Annotated in this window: 19 protein-coding genes; 13 read left to right on the forward strand and 6 right to left on the reverse strand. The window is 72.5% G+C overall.

From position 1 onward, the window contains the following. Positions 1–17 precede the first annotated feature (17 nt). From NUT86_RS38775 to NUT86_RS38785, 3 genes are read right to left on the reverse strand one after another with little or no spacing between them, the layout of a single operon-like run. The gene (locus NUT86_RS38775) at positions 18–1,577 is read right to left on the reverse strand and encodes an NAD(P)/FAD-dependent oxidoreductase (RefSeq protein ID WP_274740092.1); all 1,560 of its coding nucleotides are present in this window, start codon (positions 1,575–1,577) and stop codon (positions 18–20) included. Then, on the reverse strand, positions 1,574–2,302 hold the full coding sequence (locus tag NUT86_RS38780; RefSeq protein WP_159483817.1) for a class I SAM-dependent methyltransferase: 729 nt from the start codon (positions 2,300–2,302) through the stop codon (positions 1,574–1,576). Before NUT86_RS38780 ends, NUT86_RS38775 begins: the two co-directional genes overlap by 4 nt. A 41-nt stretch (positions 2,303–2,343) precedes the next feature. After that, positions 2,344–3,534, reverse strand: coding sequence for a lycopene cyclase family protein (locus NUT86_RS38785; protein ID WP_159483815.1), 1,191 nt, complete (start codon positions 3,532–3,534; stop codon positions 2,344–2,346). Positions 3,535–3,760: 226 nt separating this feature from the next. Between NUT86_RS38785 and sigK the strand changes: the two genes are divergently transcribed. The 10 genes from sigK (at position 3,761) to tgmB (ending at position 12,885) form a co-directional block, all read left to right on the forward strand. Beyond that, positions 3,761–4,348: an ECF RNA polymerase sigma factor SigK gene (sigK, locus tag NUT86_RS38790; protein WP_018091567.1), complete on the forward strand. Its 588-nt coding sequence runs from the start codon at positions 3,761–3,763 to the stop codon at positions 4,346–4,348. Then, complete coding sequence (locus tag NUT86_RS38795) at positions 4,345–5,097, forward strand: anti-sigma factor (RefSeq protein ID WP_018091566.1); 753 nt, start codon at positions 4,345–4,347, stop codon at positions 5,095–5,097. Before sigK ends, NUT86_RS38795 begins: the two co-directional genes overlap by 4 nt. A 204-nt stretch (positions 5,098–5,301) precedes the next feature. After that, positions 5,302–6,573, forward strand: coding sequence for an NAD(P)/FAD-dependent oxidoreductase (locus NUT86_RS38800; protein WP_018091565.1), 1,272 nt, complete (start codon positions 5,302–5,304; stop codon positions 6,571–6,573). Continuing rightward, positions 6,570–7,331: a DUF1365 domain-containing protein gene (locus tag NUT86_RS38805; protein ID WP_274740096.1), complete on the forward strand. Its 762-nt coding sequence runs from the start codon at positions 6,570–6,572 to the stop codon at positions 7,329–7,331. Before NUT86_RS38800 ends, NUT86_RS38805 begins: the two co-directional genes overlap by 4 nt. Further along, positions 7,328–8,662, forward strand: coding sequence for an SAM-dependent methyltransferase (locus NUT86_RS38810; RefSeq protein ID WP_274740097.1), 1,335 nt, complete (start codon positions 7,328–7,330; stop codon positions 8,660–8,662). The genes NUT86_RS38805 and NUT86_RS38810 overlap by 4 nt, the downstream gene beginning before the upstream one ends. Beyond that, positions 8,659–9,957, forward strand: coding sequence for an SAM-dependent methyltransferase (locus NUT86_RS38815; RefSeq protein WP_274740099.1), 1,299 nt, complete (start codon positions 8,659–8,661; stop codon positions 9,955–9,957). Before NUT86_RS38810 ends, NUT86_RS38815 begins: the two co-directional genes overlap by 4 nt. Beyond that, complete coding sequence (locus tag NUT86_RS38820; RefSeq protein WP_274740100.1) at positions 9,954–10,781, forward strand: DUF1295 domain-containing protein; 828 nt, start codon at positions 9,954–9,956, stop codon at positions 10,779–10,781. Before NUT86_RS38815 ends, NUT86_RS38820 begins: the two co-directional genes overlap by 4 nt. After that, a complete protein-coding gene (locus tag NUT86_RS38825) occupies positions 10,778–11,488 on the forward strand; it encodes an alpha/beta hydrolase (RefSeq protein WP_274740102.1) in 711 nt (236 codons plus the stop codon). The genes NUT86_RS38820 and NUT86_RS38825 overlap by 4 nt, the downstream gene beginning before the upstream one ends. 276 nt (positions 11,489–11,764) lie before the next feature. After that, on the forward strand, positions 11,765–11,956 hold the full coding sequence (tgmA, locus tag NUT86_RS38830) for a putative ATP-grasp-modified RiPP (protein ID WP_026169961.1): 192 nt from the start codon (positions 11,765–11,767) through the stop codon (positions 11,954–11,956). 5 nt (positions 11,957–11,961) lie between these two features. Beyond that, positions 11,962–12,885, forward strand: a complete 924-nt coding sequence (gene tgmB / locus NUT86_RS38835) for an ATP-grasp ribosomal peptide maturase (RefSeq protein ID WP_274740104.1) — start codon at positions 11,962–11,964, stop codon at positions 12,883–12,885. A 49-nt stretch (positions 12,886–12,934) separates the two neighbouring features. On the opposite strand, the gene NUT86_RS38840 is transcribed toward tgmB, so the two are convergent. The 3 genes from NUT86_RS38840 to NUT86_RS38850 all read right to left on the reverse strand — a co-directional run bounded on the left by NUT86_RS38840 (position 12,935) and on the right by NUT86_RS38850 (position 15,615). Then, positions 12,935–13,402: a hypothetical protein gene (locus NUT86_RS38840; RefSeq protein WP_018091557.1), complete on the reverse strand. Its 468-nt coding sequence runs from the start codon at positions 13,400–13,402 to the stop codon at positions 12,935–12,937. Positions 13,403–13,634: 232 nt separating this feature from the next. Further along, positions 13,635–14,990: an acyl-CoA dehydrogenase gene (locus NUT86_RS38845; RefSeq protein ID WP_274740106.1), complete on the reverse strand. Its 1,356-nt coding sequence runs from the start codon at positions 14,988–14,990 to the stop codon at positions 13,635–13,637. Between the two features lie 166 nt (positions 14,991–15,156). After that, positions 15,157–15,615, reverse strand: coding sequence for an RrF2 family transcriptional regulator (locus NUT86_RS38850; protein WP_018091555.1), 459 nt, complete (start codon positions 15,613–15,615; stop codon positions 15,157–15,159). A 144-nt stretch (positions 15,616–15,759) separates the two neighbouring features. Between NUT86_RS38850 and NUT86_RS38855 the strand changes: the two genes are divergently transcribed. The 3 genes from NUT86_RS38855 to NUT86_RS38865 are packed head-to-tail and all read left to right on the forward strand — an operon-like array spanning position 15,760 to position 19,542. Further along, entirely contained in the window at positions 15,760–16,296 is a 537-nt protein-coding gene (locus NUT86_RS38855) for a (2Fe-2S)-binding protein (RefSeq protein ID WP_018091554.1), read from the forward strand. A 1-nt stretch (position 16,297) separates the two neighbouring features. Beyond that, positions 16,298–17,296 carry an FAD binding domain-containing protein gene (locus tag NUT86_RS38860; protein ID WP_274740108.1) on the forward strand — a complete coding sequence of 333 codons (999 nt, stop codon included), beginning with the start codon at positions 16,298–16,300 and terminating at the stop codon, positions 17,294–17,296. Then, a complete protein-coding gene (locus NUT86_RS38865) occupies positions 17,293–19,542 on the forward strand; it encodes a xanthine dehydrogenase family protein molybdopterin-binding subunit (RefSeq protein ID WP_274740110.1) in 2,250 nt (749 codons plus the stop codon). Before NUT86_RS38860 ends, NUT86_RS38865 begins: the two co-directional genes overlap by 4 nt. Positions 19,543–19,569: the final 27 nt, after the last annotated feature.

A 19,569-nucleotide genomic window follows, 5' to 3' on the forward strand; every position in this document is an offset into this window, starting at 1 on the left:
CGGATGGCGCGCCCCGGTCACCACCCGGCCCGCCGGGCCGCCCACCGCAGGGCCGCCGACCGCCCCCGGTCCGGCACGGTCCACAGGGTCTGGCCGCGTACGCCCCAGCGCGCCAGCAGCGCATTGGCCGCGAGGAACCCGGTCGTCGCGGCCCGCTCCATCAGCGCCACCGGGAACGAGGTCCGCACCGTGTCGCCCGCGACCACCACCCGGGGGTCGGGGGTGTGCACGGTGGGCCGGTCGTCGAAGCCGCCCACCGGGAACAGCGGACAGTCCGCGCGCCACTCATCACGCCGGTCGATGATCCTGACCCCATAGGTCTCCGGGTAGACGGCGCTCAACTGCCGTACCAGACGCCGCTGTTCGCGCTCCCGGTCGGCTCCCGGGGCGACGGCGTAGGCGTGCAGTTCGAGCACCGAGCCGCCGGTGCGGGCGGACCAGCGGGCCGCCTCGCCTTCCCAGCGCTCCAGCACGCTGACATTGTCCAACGAGCCGAAACCGCTGGTGCCCAGGAAGCCGGGCCGGTCGGCGCAGACCCGCCGCTCCAGCCACAGCCGGGACACCAGAAAGGGCGGAGCGGTCCGCAGCCGCCCGATCCGCGCCCGCCAGGCGGCGTCCCCCAACTCGGGTGAGGCGGCGACGAGGCGGCGCAGTCCGCCCGGGTCCAGCGCCAGCACCACCGCGTCGAACCGGCGGTCCGCGCCCTCCCCGGCGACGCGCACCCCACCGCCCGCCACCGGCTCGACCCGCGTCACCTCCGTGTCCGTGCACAGGTGGACGCCGTGCCCCGCGAGATACCGGCCGAGGGGGTGCCACAGCGCCTGCGGGAACGGCTCGTCGGGCACATCGAACAGCAGCCCTTCACTGGAGCCGAGGAAATAGATGTGGAACATCAGCACCAGCTCCGCGGCCGACAGTTCCCGCGGGTCAGCGAAGAAGCTCCGGGAGAACACCTCGAACGCGAGATGACGCGCGGCCTCGGGAAAGCGGATACGGGAGAGGAAGTCCCAGGCACTGATGCGGTCCAGCCGCTGATAGACCTGCGGCACCCGTACGTCCAGCAGGGGCAGGGCGGCGACGGGGCGCATCCGTACCAGGTCCCGCCAGGTGAAGGTGGGGCTGTGCGCCACAAAGCCCAGTGCGCTCCAGGGCGGTGTCCGGGGCACCCGCGCGAAGCTGTCCCGCATGCCCGACCGGTGGTGCAGCGGGTAGTCGGGCAGCCGTCTGAGCATCCCCAGGCCCGGGTCGACCCGGCGCAGCAGCCCCCGCAGGTTGTAGTACTGGGGAAAGAACGCATGGAATCCGCGGCTCATGGTCGCCGTCGAGCCGTCGGCGAGCCGCACGGGCCAGCCCGCCAGCCGTCCGCCGAGGACCCCGGCACGTTCGTACAGGGTCACCCGCACCCCGCGCTCGGCCAGCGCGGTCGCGGCGGAGAGGCCCGCGATACCGCCGCCGATCACCGCCACCTCCGGACCGCCGTCCGCCGCCCGCTCCCGCCCCGGTGGCCCTGGCACCGTCCGGGCCCGCCGGTCGCGTCCGCGTCGCGCGGCCCCGCCGTTGTCGCGTCGAGGTGTCATGCCCCCTCCTCGTGGGCGCCGGCCGTGGCCGCGACGAAGGTGTGGGTGATGCCGGTCTGCCAGCCGGGCAGCGGCAGGGCCCGCACCTGCCGGAAGCCCGCCCGGCGCAGCCGCCCGGTGAACTCCGCGGCGGTGTCGAACGCGAGGACGCTGCGCCACAGATGTCGGTACAGCCCGGCGTCGCCCGCGAGCCGCCCGGCCGGCCGCAGGATTCCGGTGCACACCGCCGTCCACACGGCGCGCGGCACCGCACCGCCGGTCAGGGTGTACTCATGAACGGCCAGCCGCCCGCCCGGAGTCAGCGCCTCCCGTACCGCCCCGAGGACCGCATCCGGGTCCGTGACATTGCGGAAGAGGTACGCGGCGAAGACGGCGTCGAAGCCACCGGTCACCCCGGCGTCGGCCAGTCGTTCCACCGGCGCGTGCACGAAGGAGACCCCGCGCGGCCAGGGCTTGGCGGCGGCGCGCGCCAGCATGCCGGCCGAGGCGTCGACGGCGACGATCTCGGCGTGCGGGGCGAGGGCGAGCAGCGCCGCCGTCGAGGCGCCGGTGCCGCACCCCAGATCCAGCACGCGCAGTCCACGGCCTTCGTCGGGCAGGCCCAACCGCCTTACGGAGCGGCGCAGTTGACCGTGATAGCCGGGGTTCACCGCGACCAGCCGGTCATAAGTGCGGGACGCGTGGTCGAAGGCGGCGGACAGCTCGCCGTCGTGCAGCAGTGCCATGGATGTCTCTCCTCCGGTCCGGGGCGCATGAGCGGGCGGGGTCACCGCACGGCGGTGCGGCGTGGCAGCAGCGGGAGTTCGGCGACGGTGCGGAGCATGGGCAGCACCGGGGTGCGCAGACCGATGGTGACGTCCTCCCACAGACGGGAGCGGCCGTCGAGGAACCGCAGCAGCCGCTCCATCGGCACCGTGCGGAACAGCCCGGTGAAGAACTCGGCGCCGTCCACCCGGCCGCTGTCCAGCGCACGCAGCAGCACGGCGTCCATGGCCCGGTGCCAGGCGGTGTGCGGGGGAGGGGTGACCGGTGGCCGGCCGGCCAGCAGCGCGGCCGCGATGAGCGCCGTCTGCCGTTGTACGGAAGCGAAGGTGTACCCGGTCGACGGACGGGTGGCGCCCCCCGCGGTCCCGATGCGGAACACCGCGCGACCCGCCCGGCGCGGAAAGCGGCCGTCGGTCATCGGGATCGCGCCCTGCTCGGCAGCCGTGACACGGAACGCGCCCAGCCGCAGCACCTGCCCGGTGTAGTGGCGCAAGGCCCGTTCGTAGACAGCGGTGTCCACGGTGCGGCGGGAGAACTCCGTGTACTCCACCAGCGCGGCACAGTCGCTGAGCGGCAGGACGTACCCGAAGGACAGACCATGGCTGGGCTGCGGGGTGCGGAAGTCCATCAGATCCGCGGTCGTGGGATCGAACTCCGGGCGCCGGGTGCGGACGAACCAGCCGCGGAAGTGCTGCTGGAGGGTGGTCCGCGCCGGAGGGAGCCGCCCGGCCGGCCGGGAGTCGAAGACCCAGCGGGCCCGCAGGGTCACCGGCCGCCCCGCCGCGTCGCGCCCGCGCACCTCTGCCCCGCCGGACACGTCCCGTACGGACTCCACCGTCGCCTCGGCCCGGACCACGGCATCCTGTTCGGCGAGCCGGTCGTCCACCAGGGCCTCGAAGTCACGCGACCGCAGCATCTTGTACCGGAAGGGCTCGGGCCGCCCCGCCGTCGCCTCCCCGCCGGGCCCGTGCACCCGCAGCCGTTCCCACGACGCGGTCAGGGCGTCGTCGAACGCGCCGCCCGGTGCCTCCCAGTAACACCAGGTCCGCTCCTGGGGGGTGAGCGGTCCGGGCGGTGCGTCGACGAGCACCACCCGCAGCGGCCGGCCGCCGGCCGCCGGCGCACACAGCCGGTAGGCGAGCGACAGCCCGGCCGCACCCGCGCCCACGATGACGGCATCCGCGTCCCGCACGCCCAGTCCTCTCGCCGCCTCGGTGCCCCCGCGGTGATCCTTGCGCAGTCCCGGCCCGTCAGGCGGTATCCGACGCGCGGGAATCCGGGGGGCCGTGGCGTACGAACCGTGGTGACCGCCCCGGGTGCGCTGCCCGACGGGGTGTCCGCGAGAATCCTCTCCCGACCAATCCAGGTGTCGCACGGCGCCGAATCACTCGTGACCACGTCACAGTCCGGAGGTGTCCATGCCCGTCGCAGCCCGCGGCGACCGGTCCCCAGCGCCCCATACCGGTGCGCTGGAATCACTGCTCGACCGCGTCTCCCGCGGCGATCAGTACGCGTTCGAGAATCTCTACACGGCGGTGGCCGGCTCCGTACTGGGCCTGGTGCGCCGGGTGGTACGGGATCCGGCGCAGTCCGAGGAGGTCGCGCAGGAGGTGCTGATCGAGGTGTGGCGGTCCGCGGCCCGCTTCGACGCGCGGCAGGGCAGCGCCATGGCCTGGATCATGACGCTGGCTCATCGTCGGGCGGTGGACCGGGTGCGCTCCGTCCAGGCGGCGGCCGACCGTGACCAGCGGGCCGGGGTGGGTGCCTACACCGCCCCCTTCGACGAGGTCAGCGAGCAGGTCGAGCGGCGGCTGGAGCGTGAGCAGGTGCGCCGCTGCCTGGCGCAACTGACCGACCTGCAAAGGGAGTCGGTGACACTCGCCTACTACCGCGGCTACACCTACCGGGAGACCGCCGATCTGCTGGGCGCGGCGCTGGGCACGGTCAAGACACGACTGCGGGACGGCCTCATCCGGCTCCGCGACTGCCTGGGGGTGTCGGCATGAGCACCGTCGATCTGCACACACTGACCGGCGCCTACGCACTGGGCGCGCTGTCCGAGCAGGAGTCCGCCGAGTTCACCCGCCACCTGGCGCAGTGTCAGGCCTGCACCCGGGAGGTGCGGGAACTGCAGGAAACCGCGGCCCGGCTGGCCCTGGCCGTGGCCGAGGTGCCCCCGGCAGATCTGCGCACCCGGGTGATGGCCGCCCTGCCCGAGGTCCGGCAACTGCCGCCGAGGGGGCGCCACGCGACCGCGCCCGTGGTCCCGCTGCGCCGGGGACTGCGGCACCGGCTGCCGTATCTCGCGGCCGCCGCCTGCCTGGTCGTCGCCGCGATCGCCGGCGGGCTGGCCGTCACCGCCCGGAACGACGCCGACCAGCAGCGGGACCGTACGGCCCGCGCCGAGCAGCAGGCGGCCGCGGTCAGCGCTCTGATGGCCGCCCCGGACGCCACCTTCCACACCACGGCGCTCAAGGGCGGCGGCAGCGGAACGGTCGTCGCCTCCAAGAGGAGGGGACAGACCGCGTTCCTCTACCACGGCCTGCCGAAGCTGTCCGGTCAGCGGGTGTACGAGCTCTGGTACAGCCGCAACGGCGCCATGGAGCCCGCCGGGCTCGTCGAGACCGGCAGCTCCTCCGGCGCGATGCTGCTGACCGGCGGGCCCGAGGGCGCGGACGGGGTAGGCGTCACGGCGGAACCCGCGGGCGGCTCCAGCCGGCCCACCACCCCGCCGCTGGCCGTCCTCCGGGTGTGAGCCCCGGCACCCACCGCAGCTGACACCGCCGGCCGCCGCCCCCCCCCGGGCCGGCGGCCGGCTCGGCATACCCGGACACCGGAGCCCACCAGCCCGCATTGCGGTTCGGAACATCACGACCAATCCGCGCCGCCCCGGGCACCGAATCCCTCCTGAGCGGGCCGCCGCAACCGCAACGCGGCCCGCCCCGAGGCGAGGAGGCACATGACCGTGGAGCGTCGACGGATCGCCGTGGTCGGCGGCGGGGTGGCGGGACTCACCGCCGCCTACGTACTGCAGCAGGGCGGCTGTGCGGTGTCGCTGTACGAGGCGGAGGACCGCCTCGGCGGCCACGCCCACACCCACGACAGGGCTTCGGAAGACGGCCGGGTGATACGGGTCGACACCGGGTTCATCGTCCACAACGAGCGCACCTATCCGCTGCTGCTGCGGCTGTTCCGCGAACTCGGGGTGACCACCCAGGACTCCGAGATGAGCATGTCCGTACGGTGCGAGGGCTGCGGTCTGGAGTACGCCGGTGCCCGCGGGCCGGCCGGACTGTTCGCCCAGCCGCGCAGCGCCCTGCGGGGCCGCTATCTGCGGATGCTGACCGAGATCCGCGCCTTCCACCGCGCCGCGCGCACCACGCTCGCCACCGACCGCGGCGACACCCTCACCCTCGGCAGGTTCCTGACCCGGTGCGGCTTCTCCCGGTACTTCGTCACCCACTTCGTCACCCCGCTGGTCTCCGCGGTGTGGTCCTGCGCCCCCACGACCGCCATGCAGTACCCGGCCGTCTATCTGTTCCGCTTCCTTGAGCACCACGGTCTGCTGTCGGTCGGCGGCTCACCCCGGTGGAAGACGGTCACCGGCGGCTCGGTGGAGTACGTCAGCCGGGTCGGCAAGCAGCTCACGACCGTCCACACCGGCACCCCGGTCCGTACGGTGCACCGCGCACCCGACCGGGCCCGGATCGTCACCGGGGACGGCACGGAGCGCACCTACGACGCGGTGGTGGTGGCCGTCCACCCCGACCAGGCACTGCGGATGCTCGCCGACCCCACCGGCGACGAACGGCAGATCCTGAGCGCGTTCCCCTACTCGCGCAACACCACCGTGCTCCACAGCGACACCGCCCTGCTGCCGCGGGCCCGCGGGGCGCGCGCCTCGTGGAACTACCTGATGGCCTCCTGCACCACTCCTGCGGACGAGGTGCAGGTCAGCTACCACATGAACCGGCTGCAACGGCTGGACACCCCGGAGGACTTCATCGTCACCCTCAACGCCGCCGACCGCATCGACGGTGACCGGGTCCTGGCGCGGATGGTGTACGAACACCCCCTCTACACACCGGAGTCGGTCGCCGCCCAACAGCGGCTGCCGCAGCTGAACACGGCGGTCACCGCCTTCGCGGGTGCCTACCACGGCTGGGGCTTCCACGAGGACGGCTGCCGCTCCGGCGTCCAGGCGGCCGCGGCCCTGGGGGTGCGCTGGTGACCCCCGGTACGGCCGCCCCGGCCACCGTCCCCGCCACCCCCGCCCTCTACGAGTGCCTGGTCTCCCACGCCCGTACGGCGCCGGTGCGGCACTCCCTGCGTCACCGGACCTATATGTGGCTGGTCGACCTCGATCACCCGCCACGGCTCCCCGCCGCGCTGCGCCCGCTGGCCCGGTTCGACCCCCGGGACCACTTCGCCGGCACCGCGCCGACCCTCCGGGCCGGACTGGAACGGTTCCTGACGAGTCACGGCATAGAGCTGGACGGCGGGCGGGTGCTGATGCTCGCGCACGCCCGGGTCCTGGGCCATGTCTTCAACCCGCTGACCCTCTACTGGTGCCATGACCGGCACGACGAGCCCGTCTGCGTCGTCGCCGAGGTGCACAACACCTACGGCGAGCGCCACTGCTACCTGCTGCGCACCGACGCACAGGGCCGCGCGGAGGTCGCCAAGGACTTCTACGTGTCGCCGTTCTTCCCGGTCGACGGCGACTACCGGATGCGCCTGCCCGAACCGGCCGGCCGGCTCGACCTGACGGTAGCGCTGCGCCGCGGCGCCACCCGGCCGTTCACCGCGACCGTGCGCGGCACCCGCCGGCCCGCGACCGCCGGGCGGCTGCTGGCCGCGGCGCTGCGCCATCCCTGGTCCACGGCCGCCGTCTCCGCCGGCATCCGCCGGCACGGCATCGCCCTGTTCCTGCGCGGGCTGCCCGTCCAGCCCCGTCCCCACCACCGCATCCAGGAAGGCATGAAGTGAAGACTTCCGTCTCGGACCGCACCGCATCCTCTGCCGCCGCCGGGCCCGCTGCTGCCGCCCCGGCCGCCGCGCTCGCGACGGACCGCCCCCGGGCGGACGCGGCCAGGTGGCCCGATGTGGCGCACGGTCCGCGCGGTTCGGCGACACGCACCGCCGTGACCCGGCTGCTCGTTCAACGGGCACTGGCCGCCCTGCCGTTGCGGACCGCACTCGGGGACGCTCCCGTCACGGGCGACGAGGGGCCCCTGGTGCGGGTGCACGACCCGGAGGCGTTCTTCCGGCGGATCGGAACCGACGGGCTGATCGGCTTCGGCGAGTCCTACATGGCGGGGGAGTGGGAGGCGGACGACCTGGTCGGCGCGCTGACCGTCCTCGCCTCCCACCTCACCTCGCTGGTACCCCGTCCGCTGCAGCGGCTCCGGGGCACCTGGGCGCGCCGTCGGCCCAGCGGACAGCGCAACACCCTGGAGGGCGCCCGGCAGAACATCCACCGGCACTACGACCTGTCGAACGACCTGTTCGCGCTCTTCCTGGACCCGACCATGACGTACTCCTCGGCCGTCTTCCGGAAGCGTCCGGTCGTATGGAGCGACCTGGCCGACGCCCAGCACCGCAAGATCGACCGGCTGCTGGACCTGGCCGGCGTCGGCGACGGCACCCGTCTGCTGGAGATCGGCACCGGCTGGGGAGAACTGGCCCTGCGCGCCGCCGCCCGTGGCGCCCGTGTCGTCTCGGTGACCCTGTCACAGGAGCAGCGCGACCTCGCCACATCGCGTATCGCGCAGGCCGGTCACGCGGACCGGGTCTCGGTCGAGCTGTGTGACTACCGGCAGGTGACCGGCCGCTACGACGCCGTGGTGAGCGTGGAGATGATCGAGGCCGTCGGCGCGGACTACTGGCCCGTCTACTTCGACACCCTCGAACGCCTGCTGCTGCCGGGCGGCCGGATCGCACTCCAGGCCATCACCATGCCGCACGCGCGGATGCTCACCACCCGCACCACCTACACCTGGATCCACAAGTACATCTTCCCCGGCGGCCTCATCCCGTCCGTCGAGGCCATCGCGCAGCACACGGCGGCCGCCGGCCTGCGGATGCGGGAGAACGACGGATACGGCGGCCACTATGCCGAGACGCTGCGGCTGTGGCGCGAACGCTTCACCCAACGGTCCGCCGAGGTGGACGCGTTGGGCTTCGACCCGGTCTTCCGCCGTATGTGGGAGTTCTACCTGGCCTACTCCGAGGCCGGATTCCGCGCCGGCTACCTGGACGTCCGCCAGCTGCTCCTCACCCGGGCCACCACGACGGCGCGGGACGGAGGCCTCCGGTGACACGGGCCGCGGACCGCCTCGCCGCACTGCTCGCCGGCCACTTCGCGGGGAACCTGCCGGTGCGGCTGCGGGCCTGGGACGGCAGCGAGGCCGGGCCGCCGGACGCGCCGGTCGTGGTCCTGCGTTCGCGGCGGGCGCTGCGCCGCCTGGTGTGGCAGCCCGGTGAACTCGGACTGGCACAGGCCTACATCGCGGGCGATCTCGACATCGACGGCGATCTGGCCGACGGGCTGAGCAGAGTGTGGCGGTCGCTGCGCGCGGGTGGCCCGGCCGCCGCCGCTCCGCCCGGCCCGCGCCGGCTGACCGGAATGGCCGTCACCGCACTGCGGCTCGGTGCGCTGGGCCCGCGCCCGCCCGCGCCCGGAGCCCCGCGGGCACGGCTGCGGGGCACCCTCCACAGCAGCGCCCGCGACCGGGCGGCCATCAGTCATCACTACGACCTCTCCAACGACTGGTATGCGCTGCTGCTGGACGAGTCCATGGCCTACTCCTGCGGCTACTGGGCTCGCCCCGACGACCCGTCCTACGGACTCGCCGACGCCCAGCGGGACAAGCTGGACCTGATCTGCCGCAAGCTGGGCCTCGGCCCCGGCGCCCGACTGCTGGACATCGGCTGCGGCTGGGGGAGCCTGTCGCTGTACGCGGCACGGGAGTTCGGGGCTCGGGTCACCGCGGTCACCCTCTCCCGCGAACAGCATGCCCATGTCACCGCCCGTATCGAGGCGGAGGGCCTGGGCGATCTGGTCGAGGCCGAACTCCGGCACTACCGGCAGATCAGGGGAGGCGGCTATGACGCGGTGTGCGCGATCGAGATGGGTGAGCATGTGGGCGACGCCCAGTACCCGGCGTTCGCCGCCCGGCTGCATGCGCTGCTGCGCCCCCAGGGACGGGCGTTGATCCAGCAGATGTCCCGGGGCTCCGCCGCGCCCGGAGGCGGTGCGTTCATCGAGTCCTACATCGCCCCCGACATGCATATGCGCCCGCTGGGCGAGACCATCGGCCTGCTGGAGGCCGGCGGGCTGGAGGTGCGGTCCGTCGAAGCGCTGCGGGAACACTACGCACGGACCATCGCCGCCTGGTACCGCACCCAGGAGACCCGCTGGGAGGAGTTCGTGGCGCTCGCGGGCGAACCGACCGCCCGGGTGTGGCGGTTGTATCTGGCCGGCAGCGGACTCGCGTTCACCGAGCGCCGGATGGGCGTCGACCAGATCCTCGCCGTACGCCCCACACCGGAAGGCGAGGCAGCGATGCCGCCGACGCCGGACGGCTGGTCCGTGGGGGGAGCCCGGCGGTGACCGGATTCCCCTGGGCGGCATTCGCCGCCAACCTCGCGGTGGCGGCCGGGGCGGCGGGCACCGTCATGCTTCTCACGTTCGCCGTGGCCCGGGTCAAGGGCGTGCACCGGCTGGTGGACACCGCCTGGGGAGCGGCGTTCGCCGCGGTGGCCCTGGTCACGTATGGGATGTCGGCCGGCCACGGTGACGACGGCCGGCGGCTCCTGGTCACCCTGGCCACGGTGCTGTGGGGGCTGCGGCTGTCCGTCCATATCGCCTGGCGGGGACGAGGGCACGGCGAGGACCCCCGCTATGAACGCCTGCTCGCCAGGGCCCCCGGCAGCCGAGACGCCTACGCCCTGCGCATGGTGTACCTGCTGCAGGGCGCCCTGGTGTGGCTGGTCTCCCTCCCGGTGCAGGTGGCTCAGTACGTGCCGGTGCCGCTGGGCGCGGGCGCCGTCGCCGGCGCTCTCCTGTGGGCGGCCGGCTTCGCTTTCGAGAGCATCGGGGACTTCCAGCTCGCCCGCTTCAAGGCCGATCCGGCGCACCGCGGCCGGGTCATGGACCGCGGACTGTGGGGCTGGAGCCGGCACCCCAACTATTTCGGTGACTTCCTCGTGTGGTGGGGACTGTTCCTGCTGGCCTGCGGCACCGGGCAGAGCGCCGCGCTTGCCGTGGTCTCACCGCTGGTGATGTCCTTGCTGCTGACGTACGGCAGCGGTAAGCGGCTGCTGGAGAACCAACTGGCCGACCGCCCCGGCTACGCCGCCTACCGGGCCCGCACCAGCGGTTTCGTGCCGCTGCCACCCCGTCGACACCCCCACACGGAGGACCCCCGCCCATGACCACAGGACCGGCCCGCACCACCGGCCCCGGCAGCGACGGACAGCGGGTCCCGCACCGGCCGCTGGTGGTCCACCGCGGCCCGGACACTCCGCGGGCGGCGGTGCTCCTGCTGCACGGAGGGCGGGCCGACGGTCCCGGCCCGCCGCCGCGGCTCAACCTCCCCGCGCTGCGGATGCGGCCCTTCGGATCCGCGATGTCCCGGGCCCTGCGCGGACGGGAGGTGCTGCTCGCGTCGGTGCGCTACCGCTGCCGGGGGTGGAACGGGCCGCGGGCGGACGCCGCCTCGGACGCCCGTCAGGCCCTGGACGAGCTGGCCGCGCGGGCCGCGGACATCCCGGTCGTGCTCGTCGGCCACTCCATGGGCGGCCGGGCCGCTCTGCTCACCGGCGGCCATCCGGCGGTCCGCGGCATCGTCGCCCTCGCCCCGTGGTGTCCGCCCGACGAACCCGTCGCCCATCTGCGTGACCGGACCCTGGTGCTGCTGCACGACGCGGACGACCGGGTCACCGACGCCGAGGGCTCCTGGCTCCTCGCCGACCGGGCCCGGCAGGCGGGTGCCCGGGCCCACACCGTCGCCATGCCGCGCGGCGGACACACCATGCTGCGTGGCGCTCGTCACTGGCACCGGCTGACCGTGGACCTCGTCGCCGCCCTCCTGGACGGCACGCCCTTGCCCGAAGCGGCCGACGGGGTGCGCCCGGCGTAGTCGCCCAGGAGGCACATCCGCCCCATGACGTGCAGTCAGCCCCGCCCGTTCGGGCGGGGCATGAGGCGTTTCCGGGCCCGTTTGCCTACTCGGTGGCACATCACGGAGACAGTGCGTACGCGCTCGCCGCTTTTCAGTCAAGAGGAACACTGGAAACGAGCAAAAGAGGCAACTAACTGACCAGATTGTCGCGTCTTCCGTGCAGAGTCATAAGTAGGGGCTTTCCACCCCTGCCCCGTGCCAAGGGCTCGGAAACCGGTCTTTGAAGGAGATGGAATGCGACCGTTTGCGTTGAGCTACGCCCGTCCGGCGGCGAAGTCATCGACCAGTACGCCGTACAGCTACGACGCCACGCGGCAACTCAACGTCCTGCCGGACGGGCGACCGGCGACCTGCAGCCGGGCGGTACTGCTGGCCACCGGCACCACCGCCTCCACCGCCGGCTCCAAGACCCACTTCGACGACTGAGCGCCATGACCGTCCTGGTCCTGACCTGCGAAGAAGATTTGACGGCGGACATCGTGGTGTCGACGCTGCAGGACCTCGGTGTCCCGCTCGTCCGCCTCGACCCCGCCGACCTGCCCGGGAGGGTCTCCCTGTCGGCGGAGTACACGGGGGGCGACTTCCACGGATATCTGAAGTCCGGCGAACGCATGGTGAGCCTGAGCAGTCTGCGCTCGGTATGGGTCCGCCGGCCCGGTACCCCTGGGGCACGCACCGCGGAACAGTCCGCCTGGATCACGGCCGAGGCCGAGCAGGCGCTTTACGGCATGCTGACCTCCACTCAGGCGCGCTGGATGAACCATCCCGTGGCGTCCGCGCAGGCGCGCTACAAGCCCTGGCAGCTGCATCTCGCCCACCGGAGCGGCTTTCTCGTGCCCGCCACCCTGCTCACCACGTTCCCCTCGATGGCCCGGCAGTTCGCCGCCGCCCACCAGGACCTGGTGGTGAAATCGGTGAGCGGAAAGCACCCCGGCGATCCGCCGATGGTGCTGCCCACCACGCGTATCAGCCCGGACACGGACTTCTCGGGGGTGGCGGGCGGGCCGACCCTGCTCCAGCAGCACATCCCCAAGGAGGCCGATATCCGGCTCACCTGTGTCGGTGACCATCTCTTCGCCGCCCGTAAGAAAGCCGATCCGGAAGAAGTGGACAGCCGCTTCACCCACCACGGCACCTGGGAGCCCGTCGAGGTGCCCGACGCCGTCCAGCGAGGCGTGAATGCCTATATGACTGCCGCTCAACTTGCCTACGGTGCTTTTGATTTCGCCGAGGACCCGGACGGCGCCTGGTGGTTCCTGGAATGCAACCAGGGCGGCCAGTTCGGCTTCATCCAGCTGGAGACCGACCAGCCCATCGCCCAGGCCATCGCCACCTGGCTCGCCGTGGAACCCTGATCCCGGAGCGGCGGTCGACCGGCACCCCCGTACTTCTGCCGCCTTCCGGCTATTTGCTCAACACGTTCGCGATCACGATGAGCAGACCGATCATCACGTCCACGCAACCGACCCGAAAGGACGCCCCCCAGCGCCGCTCCGCCACCCGGGCCGCCCATACCCCCCAACCGAACAGCGCGACCAGATTGAGGCCCAGTGCGACCTCGATCGCGCTCTCCTCGCCCCACCACCCCAGGTGTGCGCCGAACAGCGCGGCCATGGTGGGCAGCATCGCGGCCACCAGCGGCCACTCCGACAGCATCGAACGCACCGCGCTCGCGGTGACCTGCCTGTCGTCGCTCGTCCGGTGCGCGATGGAGTGCGCGTAGCCATGTGCCGCGGCCGATGCCACGGCCGTCAGGGCCACCCACAGCGCGTCGTAGCCGGGGTCCGGCGGCCTGCCTTCATGGCCCAGCGCCGCCGCCAGAGCGCTGGCGAGCACCGAGCCGTACACCCCGCCGAACAGCAGTCGCTGCAACGGCTCCCCGCGTCGGGCAGGCGGCTGCACGGGTACGCTGCGGCTTTCTGACAAGGCGCCACCTCACAGGACCGACGGGCTTCCCCGCTTCGGGATGAACATCCGAGATGTAGCAGCCCCTGGTACCGATCCGTCCGAAGCGACGCCGACAGGCCCGGCGATTTACCTCCGCGCGATGCGCCGCACCGCCGTACCTCCGTACCTCCGCACCTCCGCGCCGTACGAGCCGCGGTCAGGCGTGCAGCGTCAGAGCCGGGTGCGTCCCGTTCAGGTAGTGGTCACCGATGTCACGGAGCCCATGGGTGGGGGAGGCCTGCGCCGTCAGCACGCGTGTGTTGCGCCAGAACCTGTCGAACCCCAAGGGGTCGGCCGCGGAGTCGGCGCCCTGGGTGAGTTCCAGGATGCGGGTGGTGAGGTGCATCGCGGAGCGGCTGGTGACGGCCTCGGCCGCGGCGACCAGCACCGCGATCTCGGCGCGCTGGTCGACCCCGAGCTCCGGCCCCGCGAGCAGCCCCCTCGCCAGGGCCTCCGACGCCGACTCGACCACGGCCGCGGCGGTGTGGGCATCGGTCACCAATTCCCCGTACGCGAGGAGGAGATAGGGGTCCGCGTCCGGGCGGTCCGGGTAGGTGCCGTCGTCCCGCCCGGTGACCGGCCGGCTGCGGGGTGCGGATCGGGTGATGTCCCGCGCCTCGGCCAGCGCTCCTTCGGCGATCCCCAGGCTGACGTGGACGAGGGCGAGCCGGAGCGCCAAGGGGGCGAGCGTGGTGAACGGGGCGAGCGCGTGCTCGTCGTGCGGGACCGCGCCGAGCACCTGGTCCGTGGGGACCGGGACACCGTCGAAGCTGATCCGGCCGGCCGCGGAGAGCCGCTGGCCGAGGCGGTCGTGCTCGGGGTCGGCCGTCACACCCGGGTGGGCCGGGTCGGCACAGACCACCAGGGACTCGCCGGTAGCGGTGCAGACCGCGCCGAGCACCAGCCGGTCGGCGACGGTCACACCCGCGGCGAACGACTGGCATCCGTTGAGGAGGTACCCGCCTTCGGCCGGGGTGAGGGTGAGATCGGGGCCGGTCGCCGGCTCCGTGTCCGGGAGGTCGATACCGCCGCCCCAGAGCCACTGCTCCGCGCTCGCCCGGCGTTCGAGTCCGTCGGCCCGTTCCGGCGTGCCGAAGAACCGTGCGCTCCACGACAACACATAGTGGCGGCCCAGCAGTTCGCCGATGGAACCGTCCGCTGCTGAGATCTCCCGGATGACCGCGCAGGCGGTGCGCCAGTCGGTGCCCCGCCGGGCGGGGCCGGGGGGTGTCAGCAGCGCGGGCAGCCCTGCCTCGCGCAGCCGGGCGAGCTCGTCGAACGGGGGCTTGCCCGCCCGGTCGCGGACGAGGGCGTCGACCGCGAGATCATCGGCGACCTCACGGGTGACGCGCCGCCAGATCTCGTCGTCGGTACCGTGCTTGACCTGCGGGGAAGCGGGCTGCGCGGGGGACTTCTCGGGCGTGGTGGCCTGGCCCGTCCGGTCGGCCGCGTCCGGTGCGGGGGTGGACAACGGACCACCGGCCGACGGGACGGAACGCGTCGGTGTGCGCACGCCGACCTCCTGGCTTCCCTAGTTTTCCCACTGGATTGATAGGGAAAGAATCGCTTCCGGACTGCGGGCGGATCAAGGGGCGTTCAAGGGGTGGACAGCCTCGTCTTGGCATCCGGACCGTCGTCATCCGGGGAGGGCGGCCCGGCATGCCCCGATCCCTGGGAATCTACGGATTCGTCCAGGAATCGGGGTTCTCGGTCAGCTCCGCCACCTGCGGCGGCAGCTCGGCGGAGGCGACATCGGCCAGTGACACGCCGTCGAGGATCTCGCGGACGTTCGCCCGCAGCGCGATCCACAGCGGCAGCAGTGACCGGGCGGCACCGGTGTAGGACAGCTCCGGCGGCCGGACTCCGCGTACCGACACCAGCGGCCCGTCCACGACCCGGATCACATCCGCGATGCTGATCGCCTCCGCGGGCTTGGCCAGCCGGTATCCGCCGTTGCCGCCCCGCCGGCTCTGCACCAGTCCGCCCCGGCGCATGTCGTTGAGGATGCCTTCGAGGAACTTGTGCGGAATGTCCTGGGCCTGGGCGATGGCCTCTGCCTTGAGCGGCCCCGCATCCCGGGCATCAGCGAGTTGCAGCGCGGCACGCACGGCATAGTCCGCTCTGGCTGAGATCCGCATGCCCCGCATTATCCCGCAAGGAACTCGGCGCGGATCCGCCGGGTGCACCGGCGTCCGCCGTCCGGCACTCCTCAGTCGTCCGGTTGCGAGCCCGGACGACCGGACGGACGCTCGACATACGGCATCGACTCCGAGGTGAGTGTCGTGGCAGACAAAGGCGCGCCGATATCCGTCACCCAGCCATCCACCCTGGAGACGCGCGGGCCGGGCAGCGTGAAGGTGGCCCTCGACATCAATGGCGTCTCCCGGGTCCTGAACCTGGAGCCACGGGTGAGCCTGCTGGACGCGCTGCGTGAGCAGATGGCCCTCACCGGTTCCAAAAAGGGCTGTGACCAGGGAACCTGCGGGGCGTGCACGGTCTGGGTCGACGGGCGCAGAGTGCTGTCCTGTCTGACCCTGGCCATCAGCTGCGAAGGCCGGGAAGTGACCACCATCGAGGGCCTCGCCGAGGGCGATGAGCTGCACCCGATGCAACGCGCCTTTCTCGAACACGACGCCTTCCAGTGCGGGTACTGCACGCCCGGACAGATCATGTCGGCCGTGGCGCTGCTGAACGAGGGGCATGCCGGGACCGACGGCGAGATCGCCGAGTGGATGAGCGGCAACATCTGCCGATGCGCGGCTTATCCCCATATCCGCTCCGCGATTCGCGAGATGCGGGACCGGAAGACAGGACAGTGATGTGCGTGCCATCAGCTACACCCGCGCGACGGACGTGCACAGCGCCGTCGCGGCGGTGACGAGTGACCCCGGGAGTTCCTTCCTCGCGGGCGGCACCACGGAAGTCGATCTGCTGCGGCTGGATGTGCTGCGACCGCATCGTCTGGTGGACATCAACCGGCTGCCGCTGACCGGCGTCGAGGACCGTTCCGACGGGGGGCTGCTCATCGGTGCGCTGGCCCGGATGAGCGAGGTCGCGGAGGACCGCGCGGTCGTGGAGCGTTTCCCGATGCTGTCCCAGGCACTGCTGCTCGGGGCCTCCGCCCAGTTGCGGCACATGGCCTCGATGGGCGGGAACCTGATGCAGCGGGTGCGGTGCGCCTACTACCGCGACCCCGAATCCGCGTGCAACAAGCGCGTTCCGGGGAGCGGCTGTTCCGCTCTGGACGGCGTCAACCGCGGTCATGCCGTCCTCGGCACCAGCGAGCACTGTATTGCCACCCACCCCTCGGACCTGGCGGTCGCCCTCGTCGCCCTGGACGCCGTGGTGCACGTGGAAGGCATGGACGGCAGCCGCACCATCCCGGTCGATGACTTCTTCCTGCTCCCCGGCGATACGCCCGAGCGGGAGCATCCGCTCACACCCGGCGAACTCATCACCGCGATCGAGGTGCCCGCACTCCCCATGGCGCGCGGCTCGCTGTACCTCAAGGTGCGGGACCGCGAGTCCTACGAGTTCGCCCTCGCCTCGGTTGCGGCGGCGCTGTCGCTGGAGGACGGAGTGATCCGCGAGGTCCGGCTCGCCTTCGGCGGGGTGGCGACCAAACCGTGGCGCGCCCGCCGGGCCGAGGACCTCTTGGTGGGACAGCGCGCCGACGAGGGCACGTTCACACGGGCCGCGGCCGCCGAACTGACCCCCGCCGTCACCCGGCCGATGAACGCGTTCAAGACGGAACTCGCCCGGCGGACCCTGGTCCGTGCCCTGCGGACCGCTGCCACGACGGGAGGCGGGACGGCATGACCACGGGCGCCACACTCGAAGCCGTCGGCCGGCCCGTCGACCGCGTCGACGGTCCCGCCAAAGTCACCGGACGCGGCCGCTACTCCGCGGAGATCACCCTGCCCAACACTGCGTACGCCGCCCTGGTCGGCGCCCGCACGGCCAACGGGCGGATCACCGGAATCCGTACGGACGCCGCGGAGCGGGCCGACGGTGTGCTCGCCGTGCTGACCCACCAGAACCTGCCGAAGATCCCCGGCCGGCCGTCCCTGCTGCCGTCCCTGGCCGGTCACGCCGCCCCGGGGGAGAGCTTCTTCCCGCTGCAGGACGACATCGTCCACTACTTCGGCCAGCCCGTGGCGATGGTGATCGCAGACTCGCTCGAACGCGCCCAGTTCGCGGCCCGGCAGCTCCACGTCGACTACGACCGGAGTGCCTCCGTCACCACCCTGGACGAGGGCAGGGACCAGGCCTACGAACCCGAGGCGATCTTCGCCGGGTTCCTTCCCGCACGTACCGTCCGAGGTGATGTCGAGGCCGGTTTCAAGGCCGCGACCCAACGCCTCGACGCCACCTACCATTTCGCGGCAAACCATCACAACCCCATCGAGCCCTCGGCCACCACAGCCGTCTGGGACGGCGATCGGCTCACCCTCTACGACGCCACCCAGGGCATCGTGGCGACCCAGAGCACCGTGGCGGCGCTGCTGGGCATCCCGCCGTCGAAGGTGCGGGTCCGGGCGTCCTTCGTCGGCGGGGGATTCGGCTGCAAAGCCATGATCTGGCCGCATGTGACCCTGGCTGCCCTGGCCGCGCGGCAGGTGGGCCGGCCGGTCAAGCTGACGCTCACCCGGGAGCAGATGTTCACCTCCTGCGGCCACCGCGAGGAGCAGGAACAACGCATCGAACTCGGGGCGACCGACGACGGCCGGCTCACCGCACTGCGCCACCACAAGCTCTCGCTGACCTCGCCCTTCGACGAGTGGGCCGAACCCTCGCTCGGCATGGCCTCGCAGGCCTACGCCTGCCCCCACTACGAGGGCGTCTACCGGCTGATCCGCAGCAACACCATGACGCCCACCTTCACCCGCGGCCCCGGCGAGACCACCGGTATGTGCGCCCTGGAATGCCTGATGGACGAACTCGCCCACCAAATCGGCGTCGACCCGGTGCAGTTGCGGCTGCGCAACCACGCGGAGGCCGACCCGAACACCGGCCACCCCTGGTCGAGTGACGGCGCGGAGGAGTGCTACCGCCGCGGCGCGGCCCGCTTCGACTGGCAGTCGCGCAACCCCGAACCCCGCTCCGAGCGGGACGGCAACTGGCTCATCGGCAAAGGCATGGCCACCGCCGGCTACCCCGTGCTCTTCCCCATGCAGCCGCAGCGGGCCCGTGCCCGGCTCTACGCCGACGGCACCGCGGTGGTGCAGGCCGGCACCCAGGAGTTCGGCACCGGAGTGGGTACCGCCATGACCCAGGTCGCCGCCGACGGGCTGGGCGTCGCCCTGCGGAACATGCGGTTCGAGTACGGCGACACCGACCTCCCGAACGTCGCGGCCGCGGTCGGCTCGGCCGGCGCCGGAATGATCAGCGCCGCGGTGTACACGGCCGCCACCACACTCCGCGACCAGATGATCGAGCAGGCGATCGCCGACCCCGGCTCCCCGCTGCACCACGCGGACCCCGCCACCGTCATCGTCCGCGAGGGACGGATGCAGCTCCGGGACCGGCCCGAGACCGGCGAGACCTACAGCGCCCTGATGCAGCGTCACTTCATGACCGACCTGGACGCGCTCGGCAGCTGGAGCCCGCCACCACAGAACCTGCCGTACGGGCTCGCCACCTTCGGCGCCCAGTTCGCCGAGGTCGCCGTCGACCCGGACCTCGGCATGGTCCGGGTGCGCCGCATGGTCGGCACCTTCGCCCCGGGCCGGGTCCTCAACGCCAAGACCGCCCGCAGCCAGGCCGTGGGCGGCATGCTCTGGGGCCTCGGCCAGGCACTGCTCGAAGGCAGTCTGGTCGACACCCGCGACGGCCGCTGGGCGAACGCGAGCCTCGGCGAGTACCTGGTGCCGGTCAACGCCGACGCACCCGACGTCGCTGTCGAGTTCGTGGAAGTGCCGGACACGGTCGTCAACCCGCTCGGCGTCAAGGGACTCGGCGAGGTCGGCATGGTCGGCGCCGCGGCGGCCATCGCCAACGCCGTTTTCCACGCGACCGGATACCGCGCACGGGAACTGCCGATCAGGATCGAGCACCTGCTGTAGGCGAGACCTGTCCCGCCCGGCGACGGA

The organism is Streptomyces sp. G7(2002) (genome assembly GCF_028870195.1).
Lineage (GTDB): Bacteria > Actinomycetota > Actinomycetes > Streptomycetales > Streptomycetaceae > Streptomyces > Streptomyces nigrescens.